17 protein-coding genes are annotated in these 14647 nt (G+C 67.5%); 4 read left to right on the forward strand and 13 right to left on the reverse strand.

Annotated elements, in window-relative coordinates:
• Window positions 1-31: 31 nt before the first annotated feature.
• The gene (locus V3W46_RS07705; protein WP_331782508.1) at window positions 32-1783 is read left to right on the forward strand and encodes an FAD-dependent monooxygenase; all 1752 of its coding nucleotides are present in this window, start codon (window positions 32-34) and stop codon (window positions 1781-1783) included.
• On the opposite strand, the gene V3W46_RS07710 is transcribed toward V3W46_RS07705, so the two are convergent.
• From V3W46_RS07710 to V3W46_RS07730, 5 genes are all read right to left on the reverse strand, one after another.
• Window positions 1717-2052 carry a hypothetical protein gene (locus V3W46_RS07710; RefSeq protein WP_331782509.1) on the reverse strand — a complete coding sequence of 112 codons (336 nt, stop codon included), beginning with the start codon at window positions 2050-2052 and terminating at the stop codon, window positions 1717-1719. The genes V3W46_RS07705 and V3W46_RS07710 overlap by 67 nt on opposite strands.
• Complete coding sequence (locus tag V3W46_RS07715; protein WP_331782510.1) at window positions 2049-2666, reverse strand: hypothetical protein; 618 nt, start codon at window positions 2664-2666, stop codon at window positions 2049-2051. Before V3W46_RS07715 ends, V3W46_RS07710 begins: the two co-directional genes overlap by 4 nt.
• On the reverse strand, window positions 2663-3223 hold the full coding sequence (locus V3W46_RS07720) for an RNA polymerase sigma factor (RefSeq protein ID WP_331782511.1): 561 nt from the start codon (window positions 3221-3223) through the stop codon (window positions 2663-2665). Before V3W46_RS07720 ends, V3W46_RS07715 begins: the two co-directional genes overlap by 4 nt.
• Before the next feature lie 154 nt (window positions 3224-3377).
• Window positions 3378-4124 carry a mechanosensitive ion channel family protein gene (locus tag V3W46_RS07725; RefSeq protein ID WP_331782512.1) on the reverse strand — a complete coding sequence of 249 codons (747 nt, stop codon included), beginning with the start codon at window positions 4122-4124 and terminating at the stop codon, window positions 3378-3380.
• An 88-nt stretch (window positions 4125-4212) separates the two neighbouring features.
• Window positions 4213-4992 (reverse strand): PRC and DUF2382 domain-containing protein, encoded by a 780-nt coding sequence (locus V3W46_RS07730; RefSeq protein ID WP_331782513.1) that lies wholly within the window; start codon window positions 4990-4992, stop codon window positions 4213-4215.
• A gap of 179 nt (window positions 4993-5171) precedes the next feature.
• Between V3W46_RS07730 and V3W46_RS07735 the strand changes: the two genes are divergently transcribed.
• Entirely contained in the window at window positions 5172-5984 is an 813-nt protein-coding gene (locus tag V3W46_RS07735; RefSeq protein ID WP_331782514.1) for an aldo/keto reductase, read from the forward strand.
• Between the two features lie 41 nt (window positions 5985-6025).
• On the opposite strand, the gene V3W46_RS07740 is transcribed toward V3W46_RS07735, so the two are convergent.
• From V3W46_RS07740 to V3W46_RS07760, 5 genes are all read right to left on the reverse strand, one after another.
• Window positions 6026-6982 carry an alpha/beta hydrolase gene (locus V3W46_RS07740; RefSeq protein WP_331782515.1) on the reverse strand — a complete coding sequence of 319 codons (957 nt, stop codon included), beginning with the start codon at window positions 6980-6982 and terminating at the stop codon, window positions 6026-6028.
• A gap of 11 nt (window positions 6983-6993) precedes the next feature.
• Window positions 6994-8313, reverse strand: a complete 1320-nt coding sequence (locus V3W46_RS07745) for an NtaA/DmoA family FMN-dependent monooxygenase (protein WP_331782516.1) — start codon at window positions 8311-8313, stop codon at window positions 6994-6996.
• 370 nt (window positions 8314-8683) lie between these two features.
• Window positions 8684-9829, reverse strand: a complete 1146-nt coding sequence (locus V3W46_RS07750) for a DUF4232 domain-containing protein (protein ID WP_331782517.1) — start codon at window positions 9827-9829, stop codon at window positions 8684-8686.
• The gene (locus V3W46_RS07755) at window positions 9826-10035 is read right to left on the reverse strand and encodes a helix-turn-helix domain-containing protein (protein ID WP_331782518.1); all 210 of its coding nucleotides are present in this window, start codon (window positions 10033-10035) and stop codon (window positions 9826-9828) included. Before V3W46_RS07755 ends, V3W46_RS07750 begins: the two co-directional genes overlap by 4 nt.
• Window positions 10035-10238: a hypothetical protein gene (locus V3W46_RS07760; protein WP_331782519.1), complete on the reverse strand. Its 204-nt coding sequence runs from the start codon at window positions 10236-10238 to the stop codon at window positions 10035-10037. The genes V3W46_RS07755 and V3W46_RS07760 overlap by 1 nt, the downstream gene beginning before the upstream one ends.
• 83 nt (window positions 10239-10321) lie before the next feature.
• Between V3W46_RS07760 and V3W46_RS07765 the strand changes: the two genes are divergently transcribed.
• Window positions 10322-10720, forward strand: a complete 399-nt coding sequence (locus V3W46_RS07765) for a hypothetical protein (protein WP_331782520.1) — start codon at window positions 10322-10324, stop codon at window positions 10718-10720.
• Window positions 10708-10932, forward strand: a complete 225-nt coding sequence (locus tag V3W46_RS07770; RefSeq protein ID WP_331782521.1) for a hypothetical protein — start codon at window positions 10708-10710, stop codon at window positions 10930-10932. The genes V3W46_RS07765 and V3W46_RS07770 overlap by 13 nt, the downstream gene beginning before the upstream one ends.
• On the opposite strand, the gene V3W46_RS07775 is transcribed toward V3W46_RS07770, so the two are convergent.
• From V3W46_RS07775 to V3W46_RS07785, 3 genes are all read right to left on the reverse strand, one after another.
• Window positions 10867-12174, reverse strand: coding sequence for a LuxR C-terminal-related transcriptional regulator (locus V3W46_RS07775; RefSeq protein ID WP_331782522.1), 1308 nt, complete (start codon window positions 12172-12174; stop codon window positions 10867-10869). The genes V3W46_RS07770 and V3W46_RS07775 overlap by 66 nt on opposite strands.
• An 86-nt stretch (window positions 12175-12260) precedes the next feature.
• Entirely contained in the window at window positions 12261-13805 is a 1545-nt protein-coding gene (locus tag V3W46_RS07780) for a helix-turn-helix transcriptional regulator (protein WP_331782523.1), read from the reverse strand.
• Window positions 13806-13914: 109 nt separating this feature from the next.
• A complete protein-coding gene (locus V3W46_RS07785; protein WP_331782524.1) occupies window positions 13915-14598 on the reverse strand; it encodes an SOS response-associated peptidase in 684 nt (227 codons plus the stop codon).
• Between the last annotated feature and the right edge of the window lie 49 nt (window positions 14599-14647).

Here is a 14647-nt window from a genome sequence, read left to right on the forward strand (position 1 = left end):
TAATCAATCGGCGATAGATTCTGGAGACGACATGATGTTCGACACTTCCTCTGCCCCGGGCCAGGCCCAGCCGCACATCGACTTTCAGGTGGGTGTCGTCGGCGCCGGGCCGACGGGCCTCCTTGTCGCGGCCGAACTGGCTCGCGCCGGAGTCAGCGTGGTCGTACTCGACCGTCACGCGGCGCCAGACACAACGATCAAGGCGGGCTCCATCAACGTCGCAACCGCCGAGATACTGGATCGGCGTGGCCCGCGGCCGGCTGCGCGGGCCGCCCAGCAGCGGTTCGTCGAAGAACTCACGGCGTTCGCCGTTGCGAACGGAACGCCCCTGCCCCCGATGGGTGGCCGCTCGACCGTCGGCGCTCGTGCGTCATTCCCTGCTGCGGGCCACTTCGCCGGGCTCTTCTTTCGCCCCGACCTGCTCGACCAGCACAATCCCGAGATCACTGCGCACGCGGGCGCCGGCGGGTCGACGATGGTGCGGCAGAGCGAGGTCGAGTCGCTACTCGAGACACGCCTGGCGTCGTTGGGGGTCACGGTCGAGCGCGGCGTCGAGCTGACGGGGATGGACACGCTGTTCGACGACGACGGGGTCGAGATGGGCAAGCTGCTCGTGACCAGCGGCGGTGTGATCGGCGTCGGCTGGGTGGTGGGCGCAGATGGCGGCCGCAGTCGCGTGCGTCGGTTTGCCGGCATCGGGTTCGACGGCACAGATCCGGAGATCACCGGCTATCAGGCCATCGCGGAGTTGGAGGGCACTGAGGGGCTGGGGCGTGGCTGGAATCACACCCCCACCGGCGTCTACAGTCTCGGGCCGATTCCCGGCCGTATTCTCACCGTGCAGTTCACCGGCGCACCCGACCGCGCCCTGCGTGACCAGCCGGTGACCGAGGCGGAGCTGCAGGCCAGCATTCGCCTCGTCACAGGCCACGACGTGACGGTGCGCGCCCTCCACGGCGCAGCGACCCGATGGACCGACAATGCGCGCCAGGCAGCGACCTACCGGTCCGGCCGAGTGCTGCTGGCCGGAGACGCTGCCCACGTGCATTCCCCGTTCAGCGGGCAGGGGCTGAACCTCGGCGCGGGAGACGCCATCAACCTCGGCTGGAAGCTCGCCGCAACCATCGACGGCTGGGCGCCAGAAGGTCTGCTCGACACCTACACGACAGAGCGGCATCCGATCGGCGCGCAGGTTCTGGACTGGACCAGGGCCCAGGTCGCCCTCATGCGAGGCGACGACAAGACGATCCAGCTGCGCAGAGTCGTGGAACAGGATCTGCTGTCGAACAGCGTGACCACCACACGCCTCGTGCTCACCACTTCAGGCGTGGCTCAGAGATACGACCTCCCTGACTTCGATGACGCCGGAGTCGACGCGCCCCAGCACCCGCTCCTGGGTCGACTCATCGGAGACACTCCCCTGTCGGCGGGCGGGCGACTCGCCGACCGCTTCCACACCGGCCGTTTCGTGCTGCTCGACCGCCTCGGCGGGGCTCTCGCCGCCACCGCGGCTGCCTGGTCGGAACGTGTGGTGAGCGTGGTTGAAACCGCACCCGCGGCCGACTGCCCCGATGCCTACCGAGCGACGACCGGCATCCTCATCCGACCCGACGGGATCATCGCCTGGGCGACCGACACGCAGCAACCCGAGGAAGGCATCGCCGCACTGGAGAAGGCGATGAATCATTGGGTTGGCGCTCAGGCGGATGCGACGGCTCAGCCGACGCGGCCGATCTTCACCGATATGGAGGTGGGGGGCGCTTCGCTGTTGTCGGTGAAGTAGCTGCGCAGAGCGTCGTGCGCGCGCCGGCAGACGATGGGCGCCGGCTCGTCGGTGGAGATACCGATGCAGGCGGTGATGGTCACGCCCTCTGCCTTCTCGCTGACGCTGACGAGATGCATGCCGACGGGATCGTTGCGCACGGCTTCGACGACGGCGCTGGCGAGCGCGGGAATGAGTGGTTTGGTGGCGTAGACGGTGTGCACACCGTCGACGTTCCGGAGCAGTCGGGTCAGTCGAGTGGGAAGATCGTCTTCGGTTTCGTCGTTCATTCTGCCGCCTCGTCTGCGTCTTCGTCGCTCAGTTCGGTGTCGTGCACGCGCACCGTCACCCTCGTGACGCTGAGATGCGTGTGCCTTGCGACCGCCTCACGCACGAGTCGCTCGAAGTGAGCGGTGACCTGGGCGGGCTCGGCGCCTTCGAGGGTGGAGACGACGACGTGGATCGCCACGGGTGCACCCGGTGTTTCGACGTCACCGTCGAGCTGGGTTCGCTCGACGATGAGCCCGTCTGTCTCGTCGCCGGCTTCTCGTACGAGCGCACGCACGGCCCCTTCGGAGATGGAGAGGTTCGCGCCGTGTACGTCGTGCGGAAGAGGGATGTCGCGCCCGGCGTGCGCCTGCACGCCGATCTGGTCGAGGATGCGCGAGATCCAGTTGTCGTTCTTGGGCGCGAAGAAGGTGGCGTCGGCGTCGATGACGCGGGGCGCGATGGAGCGGAGGCGACTGAGAGCGGCGAGGGCATGCTGCGCTGCCGGGGATGATTCGATTGCGGGATCACGTGGTTCTCGCCCGCGATCGAGATAGTCGCTGAGCTCTTCGACTGTGTGCCCGTCGAGATCATCGAGCGGTGACGGGTTCGAAGGCTGAGGGGTGTTGTCGTTCATCGCCAGGCCTCCATCTCGCGAACGAGCGTCTTCCGACTGCGTACGAGGAGCCCGCGCACTGTCGAGACAGGCAGGTCGAGTTCATCTGCGATCTGGTTATAACCATACCCAGCGATCTCCCGGAGCACCCAGCACCGTCGCTGGTCCTCCGGCAGGGTAGACAGGGCTTGCGACAGCGCCTCATCCAGAGACTCTGCGGATGCCGCACCCTCCGGCCCCGGAGCGGAGTCTGCGACGTCGTGGTCGTCGATCGAGTCGTGGTGGCGTTCGGCGCGGAGCCGGTCGATGCTCTTGCGGGTCACGATCGTGATGAGCCACGAACGAACCGAGGCCGGGTTCGCCAGATCGGGCAGATCCTGCCACGCCGTGACGAAGGTCTCCTGCACGACGTCGTCGGCGTCAGACGGCCTGACGATACGCGCAGCGTACGCCCTCAGGAGCGAGCCGTAGCGGCGCATCAACAGTTCGAAAGCGCGGATGTCGCCGTCAGCCGCCCGGCTGGCGATGGTGCGGTCGTCGGCGTCGCTGAGGGAGTCGCGTCCGGGAAGCGAAACCATTGCAGCCTTTCCCACCCGTGTACCGTTCGGTAGCGACGGGGACGTCTCTGATGTTGACCCTATCCGACGGGTGCGAAGGAACGATACTGTCCCCATCCGAGGGGTAGGCGGAACGATACTGGCCCCCGCGCCCCCGCGGGGACCAGTATCACCGTCAGCTGTGTCGCGTTGCGCTCTTCACGTCAGCGGCGGCCTGCTTGGCCTGTTCCGAGACGCTCGGCGCGGTGTCGATCTTCTGGGCGACCTTCGGTGCCTCGGCTTCGGCGGTGTGGAGCCAGGCATCCCATCGTGCCTGCATGGGCTTGATGAGTCCGCCGCCGACCCCGACGATGAGCACGCCCGCGATGATCGCGAGCACCGTGATCAGGATGGGCGTGGTGACCGTGTCGGCGATTCCCACCTGGTTCAGTGCGGCAGTCACGCCGAGGAACAGGATGAAGATGCTGGCGATGTTCGCGACGATCTTGCCGTACGACGAGCCGCCGAGGGTTCCCTGGATGAGCGTCTTCACGGCGGCGGCGATCGCTGCGGCGATGATCACGATGATGATCGCGACGATGATCCTGGGAATGTAGCTGATGATCGCAGCGAGCAGGTCGCTGATCGGGTTCGGCCCGAAGACGCCGAACGCGAATTGAAGAACGAAGAGAACGAGAGCGTAGTAGACGATCTTCGCGACGATGTCTGACGCGTCGAACTTCGACCGTTCCAGGGCTCGCTTGATGCCGCCGCGTTCCACGGCTCTGTCGAAGCCGACGCGGGTGAGCAGCTTGCTGATCGCCTTCTGGATCACCTTCGCGACGATCAGTCCGACGATCAGGATCACCAGGGCGAGAAGGAGGAGGGGAACGAAGGCGATGACGGCGGCGAGGCCGTTCTGCAGTGTTGCGGGGAAATCCACGGGGAGTGCCTTTCAGGTTGAGGGGTGAGGGGTGAGGGGTGGTCGGCTGCCGTCGGGGGCGAGGGCTCCCGCCGGCAGCCGGGGTGAATCAGTTGCGGGTGCCGGCCTCGGTGACCGTCGGGTCGACGAGTTCGATCTCTTCGTGTGCGACCTCTTCGGTCACCTGCTGCTGCTCGGTGACCGTCTCAGTGCCGAGGGCGACGCGCTCGACCGGAACGGTCTCCTTGTTGACGATGACGCGCTCCTGCGTCAGCACTACTTCGTGTTCCTCTTCGCTGAGATCAGGGCCGGCCGTCGCGTCGCCGATGTTCGCCTCGGTGATCGGTTCGCGCGTGAGCGTGACCTCCTCGTGGCTGACCGGCACGGTGACGGTCTGCATCTCGGTGACGACGTGCTTGCGCAGGCGCGCGCGGCCCGCCTCGACCTTCTCTGTTCCCACGTGGAGCTGCTGCTCAGAACGCGTCATCGCGTCGTCGGTCGTGGGCCCCGAGGTGTCGTGACCGACCTGGGTGTTCACCGGCGTCTCGGATTCGACGGACGCGCCGTTGCGGCCGTTGCCGCCGTTGCCGTAGTAGGCGTAGAGCGCGTTCTCCTCTTCCTGGCTGAGCGCACCGTCGTCGGCGATGCGGGGAGCATCCTTGACGAAGTCCTTCTCGTACGACAGGCGCAGGGCATCGCCGTCGTATGTTGCGCTCTCGAGCGGGGCGAAGCTCTCACCCGTGCCGAAGAGTCCGGTCTTGACTGTCACCCAGAGCGGGGCCTGCGTGTCGGTGGCGACGTACACCTGGCCGACGGTGCCGATCTTCTCGTCGGAACTGCCGTAGACGGTGGCGCCGATCAGTTCATTGACGTTGTTCGTGTCGATCATCGTTCTCTCTTCTCTTCTCAGACAGCCATCCGAAGATCGCTTCGCCGCCGATGCAACGTGTCTCCTACTGGTCGCTGCACGGGCCCGTTCTGTCACAACACCTCCGCGGGGGTTGTGAGCGCGACATCACCCGTGTATAACGAGCTCGGGGCCTGCGGTCTGGGCGTAGCGTTGACGGCATGATCACCTTCCCCGACGGCAGCGAAGTACCGTCTCTCGGCCAGGGCACGTGGCACATGGGCGACTCACCTGCCACCCGCGACGAAGAGCTCAGGGCGATCCGTACGGGCATCGACCTCGGCCTGACCGTGATCGACACCGCCGAGATGTACGGCAACGGCCGCAGTGAACAGCTCGTCGGCGAGGCCATCAGCGGTCGCCGCGACGATGTCTTCCTCGTCAGCAAGGTGCTGCCCTCGAACGCCTCGGCGAAGGCAACCGTCGAGGCATGCCGGGCGAGCCTTCGCCGCCTGAACACCGACCGCCTCGACCTGTACCTGCTGCACTGGCGCGGTCGATACCCGCTCGAGGAGACCGTGGCGGCCTTCGAAACGCTCGTCGCCGACGGCTCGATCGGGGCGTGGGGCGTGAGCAACCTCGACGCCACCGACCTTGCCGAGCTGCCGCCCGGCTGCCAGACCGACCAGGTGCTCTACAACCTCACCCGCCGCGGCCCCGAGTTCGATCTGCTGCCGTGGGCCGAGGCAGTGCGGATGCCCGTGATGGCTTACTCGCCGGTGGAGCAGGGGCGACTGGTCGGTCATACCGCGCTCGCCGATGTCGCCCGGTCACTCGACGCGACGCCGGCGCAGGTCGCGCTGGCCTGGACGATGCGGAGCGGTTCGGTGCTGTCGATTCCGAAGGCATCGACCGCCGCCCACGTGCGCGAGAACGCAGGTGCCCGCGACCTCCGGCTGAGCGACGCCGACCTCGCGTTGCTGGATCGCGCCTTCCCGCCGCCCACCCGCCCGGTTGCGCTCGAGATGCTCTGACACCAACAGTCTCGCGGGGCTGCGCCGATCCCCTGATCCGGTCAACTCCCATCGGGACTGGCGAGTGCTTCCTTCAGTCGACCGGCGGATTGCGCGATTGCGCGGTCACGGCTGGGCATCGGCGGGAACGTGATGAAGAGGTGGGGCACCCCTGGGATGAAGATGGTGTGGGTGGGTACCCCAGCGGCCCGGAGTCGACCGGCGTACTCGAGACCTTCGTCGCGCAGCGTGTCATGTTCGGCGACCACGATCGTCGCGGGCGCCAGCCCGCTGAGGTTCGCCCTGTTAAGCGGGCTCGCGGCGGGCTCCGTGCGCCGATGCGGGTCAGGGCAGTAGAGCTCCCAATACCACTCCATTTCTGCGGTGGTCATCAGCAGCCCCGTGGCGTTCTCGCGATACGAGTCGCGGGTGGTGTCGCTGTCGAGAACGGCACACAGCAGCAGTTGGTGAACGACTCTCGGCGCCTCGCCCGCGGCGGCGAGCTGCGCCAGCACCGCAGCGATATTGCCACCAGAGCTGTGCCCGGCCACGGCGATGCGATCGGCGCCGCGAACCAGCCCGTCGGCGCCCGAGGCGAGCCATCGCAGGGCGGCGACCCCGTCGTGAATCGCGGCCGGGTAGGGATGTTCGGGCGCCAGCCGATAGTCGACGTTGACGACCGACGCTCCTGCCTGCATACACAGCTCGCGGCACAGGGTGTCGTTCGTGTCGAGGTCGCCCATCATCCATCCACCGCCGTGGAAGAACAGGATGCTGCCACCCGGGTTCGTGGCGGGCGAGTACACGCGCAGGCGAAGTCCGCGCCCGCCGCACGCGATCTGGATGTCGTTGCTGGTGACGTCGGCCGTGTCGGCATCCCGGGCTATCCGTAGGCGCTTCCGCGTGGCATCCACCCCGGCGTCCCGGCCGACAGGCAGGCCTCGGTTGAGGTTGTTGAGATGAGCGGTGAAGCGGGCGGCGTCGAGGTCGGTGAGCCGAGGGTCGAGTCGGGCATCCATCGCCTGCCGCCTCAGAACGCGAGCAGATTGTCGCGGAACAGGGGCGAGCTGTACTCGGTGCGGGCCAGCCCGCGCCGCTGGAGCTCGGGTACGAGACCCTCGGTGATCTCGATGACATAGCGCCTGTTGAGACGGTTGACCGGGCTGGTGATGAGAAAGCCGTCTCCACCCGCGATCTCCATCACCTCACCCATGCGGGCGGCGACGTGGGCCGCGGTTCCGACCAGTTCGACACCGTCGTCGAGGCCACGCCTGGCGTGCTCGCGGAGCGTCTTGCCGGCACCCTTGCGCAGCCACTGGGCGAGGGATCCGCGTTCACCGTTGGTTCGTACGTCGTCTGGAACCGGCGCATCGAGGTCGAACTGCGAGAAATCGACTCCGCTGATCGACGAGATCATCACCAGCACCCGTTCGGCGAACTGCGGGTTGTCGAGCAGGCGATCCTGCCTCGCCCTGGCCTCCTCCATTGTGTCGGCGATGATGGGCGCGACGATGAACAGCACTTTGCAGGTGTCGGGATGCCTGCCCTCGGCGGCGACGCGGGCTCGGATGTCGTCGCGGAACTCCCGCATCTCCTCGGGGCTGACGGCCACCGCGACGATCACGTCGGCGTGCCGGGCCGCGAACGCTCGTCCCCGAGGCGAAGCGCCGGCCTGGCACAGCACCGGCCGCCCCTGCGGCGACCGCGCCGTGTTCAACGGCCCGCGGCTGCGATGAAAGTGCCCCTCGAAGTCGATGGCGTGCACCTTCGACGGGTCCGCGTAGGTATTCGTCGTGCGGTCCCGGATGATCGCGTCGGGCTCCCACGAATCCCACAGCTGTTTGGCGAGCTCGACGTACTCCTCGGCCCGCTCGTACCGATGGTCGTGTTCGTGCAGAGCATCGAGACCGAAGTTGCGCGCGGCCAGATCTTCGCCAGACGTCACGATGTTCCAGCCCGCGCGACCGTGCGAGATGTGATCGATGGTCGAGGTGAGGCGGGCCAACAGGTAGGGCGGGTAGAAGCTCGTCGAGAGCGTGGGCACCACGCCGAGGCGCTCGGTGCCCGCTGCGATCAACGTGGCCAGCGGCGCCGGATCGAGCTTCGGCGCAAGCGCATGCTTCAGGTCGTGGTCACGCGAACCGCCGTAGGTCTCACTGATCGCGACCTTGTCTTCGATGAGAACGAAGTCGAAACCGGCCCGCTCGAGCATGCGCGCGACATCGACATAGAAGCTGCCATCCAGGTTGCCACCCCCGGATGCCCACGGATCGTTCCACTCGTCGACCCCGTAGTTGAGGAACCACGACAGGTGGAAAGCACGCGGATGAACAGAAGATGTATCGGTCATGATGATCGCTCTCGGTTGGGCGAGCGGTGACCGTAGGGAAGTCCATAATCCACCGCGTCGCAAGACGGCACGCAGTGGGATCCCTGGCTGTGACGGCCCGGGACGGGATCTGTGCGAAAAACATAGCACAGCGTTCGACGGCCGTCTGACGCTGGTGTGCTCGGCCGCCGAAGCTCGAGTCGCAGCAGGGGCGCCCTGCTCAGCAGTAGATCTGGGTGAAGGAGTAGACGTACACCTTCAGCGACACCGCGGATCGTAGGTCGCGACCTCCGGTGCCCGTCCCGGTTCAGGCCGGGCTCGCTGTGCTGGGGCCGATCAGACCGGTGGCGATCGTGCTCATTCGTTCCGAGCGGGTGGCTGCCCGGGTGACTCAGTCGGCCGGAACCGGGGTGTAGCTCGCCCACGCGGTGACGGCCACGTCGGCGTCTTGGATGAGATCGACGCTGACCGGGAGTGGCACGCGCTCGGCGCCGGGGTAGGGGGCGATGTGGATGTACGCGACGGTGTGGTCGGGGTCTCGGGGTTGGGCGTCCCATCCGAGGCGGGCGATCACCGATTGGCCGCCGCTGAGGGTGATCGGGGTCGGGCCGGCATCGTCGGTCGAGAAGGATCCGCCGTGCACGACGTGCATCGTGAGGAGGAAGTCGTCGGCATCGGCGAAAGCGATGTCGGGGTATCCGTCGAGTACGCAGTCGACGCCTGCGCGGTTGGTCGCGATGAGGCCGAGAGTACGGTGCCCGGCTGCCCCGTCGGTCGCTCCGGCTTCGACGGTGAGCTGGTCGTCGCTGCACCACTGCGGATCGACCGCGGGTGATCCGTCTGCGGTCAGAGGAACCGCGGGGCCGGTGGGCTGCACCGTCGGAAGCGGCTCTGACGGGTCGGTCGGCACCGTGTATCCGGTGAGCGACGAGGAGACGACGACGACCGCGAGTACGATCGCCGCGGCGGCCGCCCCGCGAACACGGCGGCGGAGCACGACGCCGTTCGGGGTGGATGGACGAGGCTGCAGTGTGTCGGAAGGCACTCGCGAGATCAGCAGGGCGGGTATCCATCCCCACACGAGACCCCACAGCACGGCCGCTTCGATGACGTCAGGAAACCCGTCGAAGGCTGTCCAGAGTCGGCTCGGCGGCCAGTCGTGGAAGGTCTGGCCGAGGGCGAGTGCGAAACCCACCAGGCCTGCTGAGAGCAGTGCGAGCAACCAGGCAGCGAGGAACCGGATGAGGCGGCTGGGCCCGTGCCCTGTGCCGGCATCCCGGATCGCACGCGAGCTGAGGGCGACCACGGTACCGACCGCGAGCGCAGAGACGATCGGGGTGACGACATTCCACGGCGGATCGGAGACCCACGTCACCGAGCGAACGGCGGCCGGAAACACCAGGTTCGCGAGAGCCGTCGGCAGGGTGCTGTTGAAGGTCACTGCGACGTTCAGGCCGTTGGCGAGCATCCACAGCGCGGCCGCGACTGCGCCCGCGACAACACCGGTGAGACGAGCCGGCCTGGGGTTCGGGGTCATGCGTCTGGCACGTAACTCAGGATGTCGCCCGGCTGGCAGCCGAGCACGTCGCAGATGGCGTCGAGGGTCGTGAACCGGATGGCTTTCGCACGCCCGTTCTTGAGGATCGAGACGTTCGCCACGGCGAGGTCGATGGCGGTGGCGAGCTCGGTGACAGACATCTTGCGTTTGGCCAGCTCCACGTCGAGGTTGATCACGATCGCCATCAGATGACCTCAGCCGACGATGACGACGCCTGGCCGACGACGAAGGAGACGAAGCCGCCCACGGCGAGAACGGCGCCGACCCCGAGCGCACCGATGGCGGTGTTCGTGTACCGGTCGGCGTGGCGCTGGCCGTCGAAGATCGATTCGTCGCGCACCATACCGGCGAGCAGCACTCGCAGCAACACATCAACTCGGGTGGTCATCCTCCGATCATATCGATGTTCGTGTAATTTGTATTGATATTCGATATGTTCTATCGCAATCAGGCAAACAACAGAGTGGAACTATGCCCGCCCCAGCTCGTCACCGACCGGCTTCACGCAGAACCACCGCGTCTCTCGCCGGGTTCGCGTTCGTTGCGGTCGCGCTGTGGGCGGCCGGCTCGCTGCTGTCGCTGTGGCCAGCACACCTGCTCGGGAACGCCGCCACCATCTGCGCATCAGGCAACTGGCAGCCCTGGACGTCTGGCGGCCCCGCGACGACAGGCTTCTCGCTGGCCCCGCTTGGGCTCGTCTGCACCTACCCGCACTTCGCAGACGGCAGCCCCATCCGCGTCTACCCCGACGAACCCGGCGCATCGCTCTTCGCCCTCTGCCTGGTTCTCGCGGTGCTCGGCGCCTGGTTCCTGCTCGGCGGCCACTACCGCATCAGACCAGTAACGACATCGCGAGCGTGCACTCTCTGATTCCTACCGGGGTGCTGTGCACGTTCCCCGCCGCGGCAGACGGAACAGGCCTGGTGCTCTTCGGTGCCGCCGAGTTCGCAGGAGCCGGCAGCGTCGCCACGGTCGCGTTCGTGGCCACCGTGCTCGCCTTCTTCCTCGCCAGTCGGTTACGCCCCGAACTCGCCGTCACTGGGGAGGGCACCCTGTCGACTCGCCGCGAAGGCCAGGAGTGAGAATGCCTGCGCGCGCTCGGCCCGCTCGACTGCTTCGACGCGCGATGCGACCGACAGCTTGGCGTAGATGCTGCGACACTGCGAAGCGATCGTGTTGCGCGCGGTGAACTGGTCGCGTGCGATCTCGTCGAGGGTCTTGCCGGTGCGAAGGGCTGTCAGAACATCCCATTCACGTGGTGTGAGCAGCGCGAACGTCTCGGCGATCGTGTCGAGGCCGCTTCTCGGCCTGCCGGCGACTCGGGTGACGCTGTCGGGCAGCCGGGGGTGCTGCCGCCCGAACAGATCGATCAGCTCATCGAGCAGTTGTGACGGCAGCAGCGTCAGGCTCATCGGCCCGCTGGGGTCGGCGAGCACGATGGCACGGTCGAGAGTGGCGATCGCCGACTGAGTGCGACCGCCGGCAAGGAAGGCGCCGGCCCGAACGGCGAGCACCTGCAGGCGCGTTCTGGCGTTGTGCCGGTCTGACGAGCGGTAGCAGTCGTCGGTCAGTCGCAGCGCCACGCCCGGCATTCCGGCGCTCAGAGCTGCGAGCGCCTGCATCGTGGGTACACAGACGTTGTGGTGATCGCGGCACGTACCGTTCGGCTCGGCCGCTGCAGCGACGACGCCGCCCGGCACCCCGGCTGAGAGCAGTGCCGTGAGCCGCGCGCCGAACGCGAGCCCCTGCATCGTTCGGTCGACCCCGGCGGCCGCCGCTCCCTCGCCTCGCTGGCCTACCCGGCCGAACGACTCCGCGACCCTGAGCGCCCGTTCCCCCTCGCCCGACAGTGCCGCGTGATGCACTCGGGCCACTGTGATCGCGAGCCGCCATGTCGACTCCGATCCGGCCGGATGGGGCACCACCGCTTCGACCAGCACCTCCGCCGCATCGAGATGATCGGCCATCGCGTCGAGCCTCAGCTCGGATGCGGCCACAATGGCCCGGGCGAGCGACAGCCGCAGGTGGAGTCGAATGAGACCGGCCCAGCCAGGTCGGGCCGCTGCGTCGACGAGAGCCTCGAGTTCGAGGATGCACTCGAGGGCTGCCCGCAGCTCCCCGGAATACCCGTACACGCAGGCGAGATCGCCGAGGGCCAGCCCGCGCGGGTAGCGAGCGGCGCTGCGGCGCGTGCGCTCGAGCAGCGGAACTGCAGCCCGGTCGTCGCCCGCCGCCCGGAACACCACCGCCGCCGACCACCAGAGCCAGGGCAAAGTCGCCTCGACACGGCGGTAGGCGTCGGCGTCGAGCTGGTCGATGCTCACGAGTGCAGCCCGGGCATCCGTCTGTGCCTCTTCGAGTCGGCCGGCCCGCAGCTGCGCGCGAAGCCCTGCCGAGAGAACCCGGATGTTCAGGGCCGGCCTTCTGCGAGAGCGAACCAGCCGGCGACCTCAGCCACATCGACCGCCTCTGCCCGTGAACTGACGCCGAGCTTCGACGAGATGCTTCGCAGGTGCGATTTGACCGTGTTGCGCGACGTGAAGGTGTTCGACGCGATGTCGTCGAGCGTGCCGGGTGTGCGCAGCTGGGTGAGCAGAGACCGTTCGGCTGAGGTGAGCGTGCCGAGCGAGACGAAGACGGCGTCGAGGCCGTTCGGCGACTGTTCGGTGAGACGCTTCACCGAGTCGGGCAGGGGGCTCGAATCGCCCGATTCGAGCAATCCCGCCAGCAGCGACGACGGCAACAGCGCCGCAGAGGCGTAGCCGGCAGACTCTGTCGCGCTCATCCACTCGCCGAAGCGATGCCTCGCGCCCTCCCGGTCGCCGAGCAGGTGCGCTGAGGCAGCCCTGATCAGTGGGATGTTCGGCGCCGACGACTTCGAGTGGGAATGGCCCAGGGCGACGCACGATTCGATCGCCACGAGTGCCTCGCGGGGCATACCGAAGGCGAGATAGCCGAAGGCCCGCAGTGTCTCGAAGCACAGCTGGTGAGCCGGCAGGTCGGCGAACGGGCTCGTCGCCGCGATGCTGGCACCCGGGTGGCCGAGAAAGAGCTCGACCAGGGCGGTCGAATAGGAGATCTGGGCGCGAACCGCGAGCGACGCGGTGGCCAGTTCGAAGCCGAGCAGGGCCTGCTCGAGATGGCCGACGACGACCTCTGCCTCGCCGGCGAGACACCAGAACTGCACCTGCACTTCGAGCGCGGCGAATCGCCACTGCGGCTCGGCCGACTCGAGCACCTCGTTCAGCGCGACGAGGGAGCGGCGCGCTTCATCGAGACGCAGCAGACCGACGTTCATCAAGACGAGGGCGGCGAAGATCGGAATGCGGTTCTGGTGCGCGGGCCAGCCGTGCTTGCCGATCAGGGCGAGAGCAGCCTCGGCCGGAGTCTGCACTCGCGGCAGATCGCCCGAGAGGGCGAATCCGAGCGCAAGGTAACCGAGGGCGAGGTATCTGATGTAGTCGGCGTTGTTCGTCGCCGCGGCGCGACCGAAGAGACCGAACGCCTCACGGTACTGGTGGAGCAACTGCAGCGCGAGGCCGCCGGTGAGCCAGATGGCCGCGACGGGCGGTTCGGGCGAGATCTCGCCGCCGAGAACCTCGACCGCCCGCTCGATGAGCGGTACCGCCAGCTCGGGCGTTCCCCTGTTCGACAGGGCGCGGATCACCGCGGCGACCCTGAGTGCGGTGTTCGACGAGATGGGCGACTGGATGTCGGCGGGCTGAACCGCGCGAATGAGAACCTCGGCGAGGTTCGGGTCGAGTGCCACCGGGCTGCCGGGGAACGAGCTGAGAACGATGTGCGCCGCGATCGCGTCGAGGTCGGATCGCAGCTGGTCGACCGTCAGCCGGCCGGCGATGCTCGACGCCTCGGCGACACCCGCCAGGTCGTCGAGCGAAGCGACGACCAGCGCGACCAGCCGCTCACCCGGCAGGGCGTCTGCTGTCCTGCTCATCGCAACACTCTATCGCCCGGGCGTTCGCAGGATCGGCGTCGCACCGCGGGCTGTGCAGGGCCGCTCAGAGCCGGCGACACGGCCGCGCAGGAGTCACCGACACGGCCGCTCAGGAGTCGACGGAGACAGGTGCGATGAGGCTCTCGACGTTTCTCGGGTTCGGTGCGCCGATTCGCGGCGAGACCCGGTGACGCAACAGTTCGTCGGTCAACCGTCTGGTGGCCGCCGACGGCTGCACGAAGAAGTCTGTCGGTTTGCGCGCAGGCTCCGATCCGAGCCACGCATCCCAGTCGTTCTGCTGCAGCAGGGCGGGAACCTTGCGCCGCGGGTTCGGAGCGTCTCGGGTGACCACGGCGACCGAGAACAGGTTGCGCCTACCCACCGTCTTCGCGGTGTAGACGCCCAGCGCGGCGATCATCGGTTCAAAGCCGTGTACGAAGTACGGCACGGCTTCGCCCCGGCCCGGCTGCCACTCGAAGTATCCGCTCATGGGAATCAGGCAACGCCTCGCCCGGGCGGCGTCGCGAAAGAGACCGTTGCGGCTGATCCGCTCGATGCCGACGCTCGCGACCGGGCTCAGTTCCCCGCTGGCCCACTCGGGCACGAACCCCCAGCTGGCGAGCTGCAGCTCCCGGCGAGCGGGAACCGCGAGCGTGCTCTGGCGCAGGATGAGAATGCCTGCTCCAGGACCGAATCTGTACGAGGGTTTCCAGCCCGATGCTCCGTCAGGCACTCCCCGGGTGAACGCCGCTACTTCGCCGATGGGGCATGAGAGTGCAAATCGCTCGAGCATCACCCCCACGCTAATCCGAGGATAACGCCGACGCGGCCGCAGCGGGCTA

Origin of the sequence: Subtercola sp. YIM 133946 (assembly GCF_036553535.1) — a bacterium.
In the GTDB taxonomy this organism is placed as follows: domain Bacteria; phylum Actinomycetota; class Actinomycetes; order Actinomycetales; family Microbacteriaceae; genus Subtercola.

What these genes read in the sequence shown, in the direction of transcription:
- V3W46_RS07750 (WP_331782517.1), bottom strand. Translation starts at nt 9,829, where the DNA reads ATGACCCCGAACCCCAGGCCGGCTCGTCTCACCGGTGTTGTCGCGGGC.
- V3W46_RS07760 (WP_331782519.1), bottom strand. Translation starts at nt 10,238, where the DNA reads ATGACCACCCGAGTTGATGTGTTGCTGCGAGTGCTGCTCGCCGGTATG.
- V3W46_RS07740 (WP_331782515.1), bottom strand. Translation starts at nt 6,982, where the DNA reads ATGGATGCCCGACTCGACCCTCGGCTCACCGACCTCGACGCCGCCCGC.
- V3W46_RS07710 (WP_331782509.1), bottom strand. Translation starts at nt 2,052, where the DNA reads ATGAACGACGAAACCGAAGACGATCTTCCCACTCGACTGACCCGACTG.
- V3W46_RS07780 (WP_331782523.1), bottom strand. Translation starts at nt 13,805, where the DNA reads ATGAGCAGGACAGCAGACGCCCTGCCGGGTGAGCGGCTGGTCGCGCTG.
- V3W46_RS07745 (WP_331782516.1), bottom strand. Translation starts at nt 8,313, where the DNA reads ATGACCGATACATCTTCTGTTCATCCGCGTGCTTTCCACCTGTCGTGG.
- V3W46_RS07720 (WP_331782511.1), bottom strand. Translation starts at nt 3,223, where the DNA reads ATGGTTTCGCTTCCCGGACGCGACTCCCTCAGCGACGCCGACGACCGC.
- V3W46_RS07705 (WP_331782508.1), top strand. Translation starts at nt 32, where the DNA reads ATGATGTTCGACACTTCCTCTGCCCCGGGCCAGGCCCAGCCGCACATC.
- V3W46_RS07785 (WP_331782524.1), bottom strand. Translation starts at nt 14,598, where the DNA reads ATGCTCGAGCGATTTGCACTCTCATGCCCCATCGGCGAAGTAGCGGCG.
- V3W46_RS07765 (WP_331782520.1), top strand. Translation starts at nt 10,322, where the DNA reads ATGCCCGCCCCAGCTCGTCACCGACCGGCTTCACGCAGAACCACCGCG.
- V3W46_RS07755 (WP_331782518.1), bottom strand. Translation starts at nt 10,035, where the DNA reads ATGGCGATCGTGATCAACCTCGACGTGGAGCTGGCCAAACGCAAGATG.
- V3W46_RS07735 (WP_331782514.1), top strand. Translation starts at nt 5,172, where the DNA reads ATGATCACCTTCCCCGACGGCAGCGAAGTACCGTCTCTCGGCCAGGGC.
- V3W46_RS07715 (WP_331782510.1), bottom strand. Translation starts at nt 2,666, where the DNA reads ATGAACGACAACACCCCTCAGCCTTCGAACCCGTCACCGCTCGATGAT.
- V3W46_RS07730 (WP_331782513.1), bottom strand. Translation starts at nt 4,992, where the DNA reads ATGATCGACACGAACAACGTCAATGAACTGATCGGCGCCACCGTCTAC.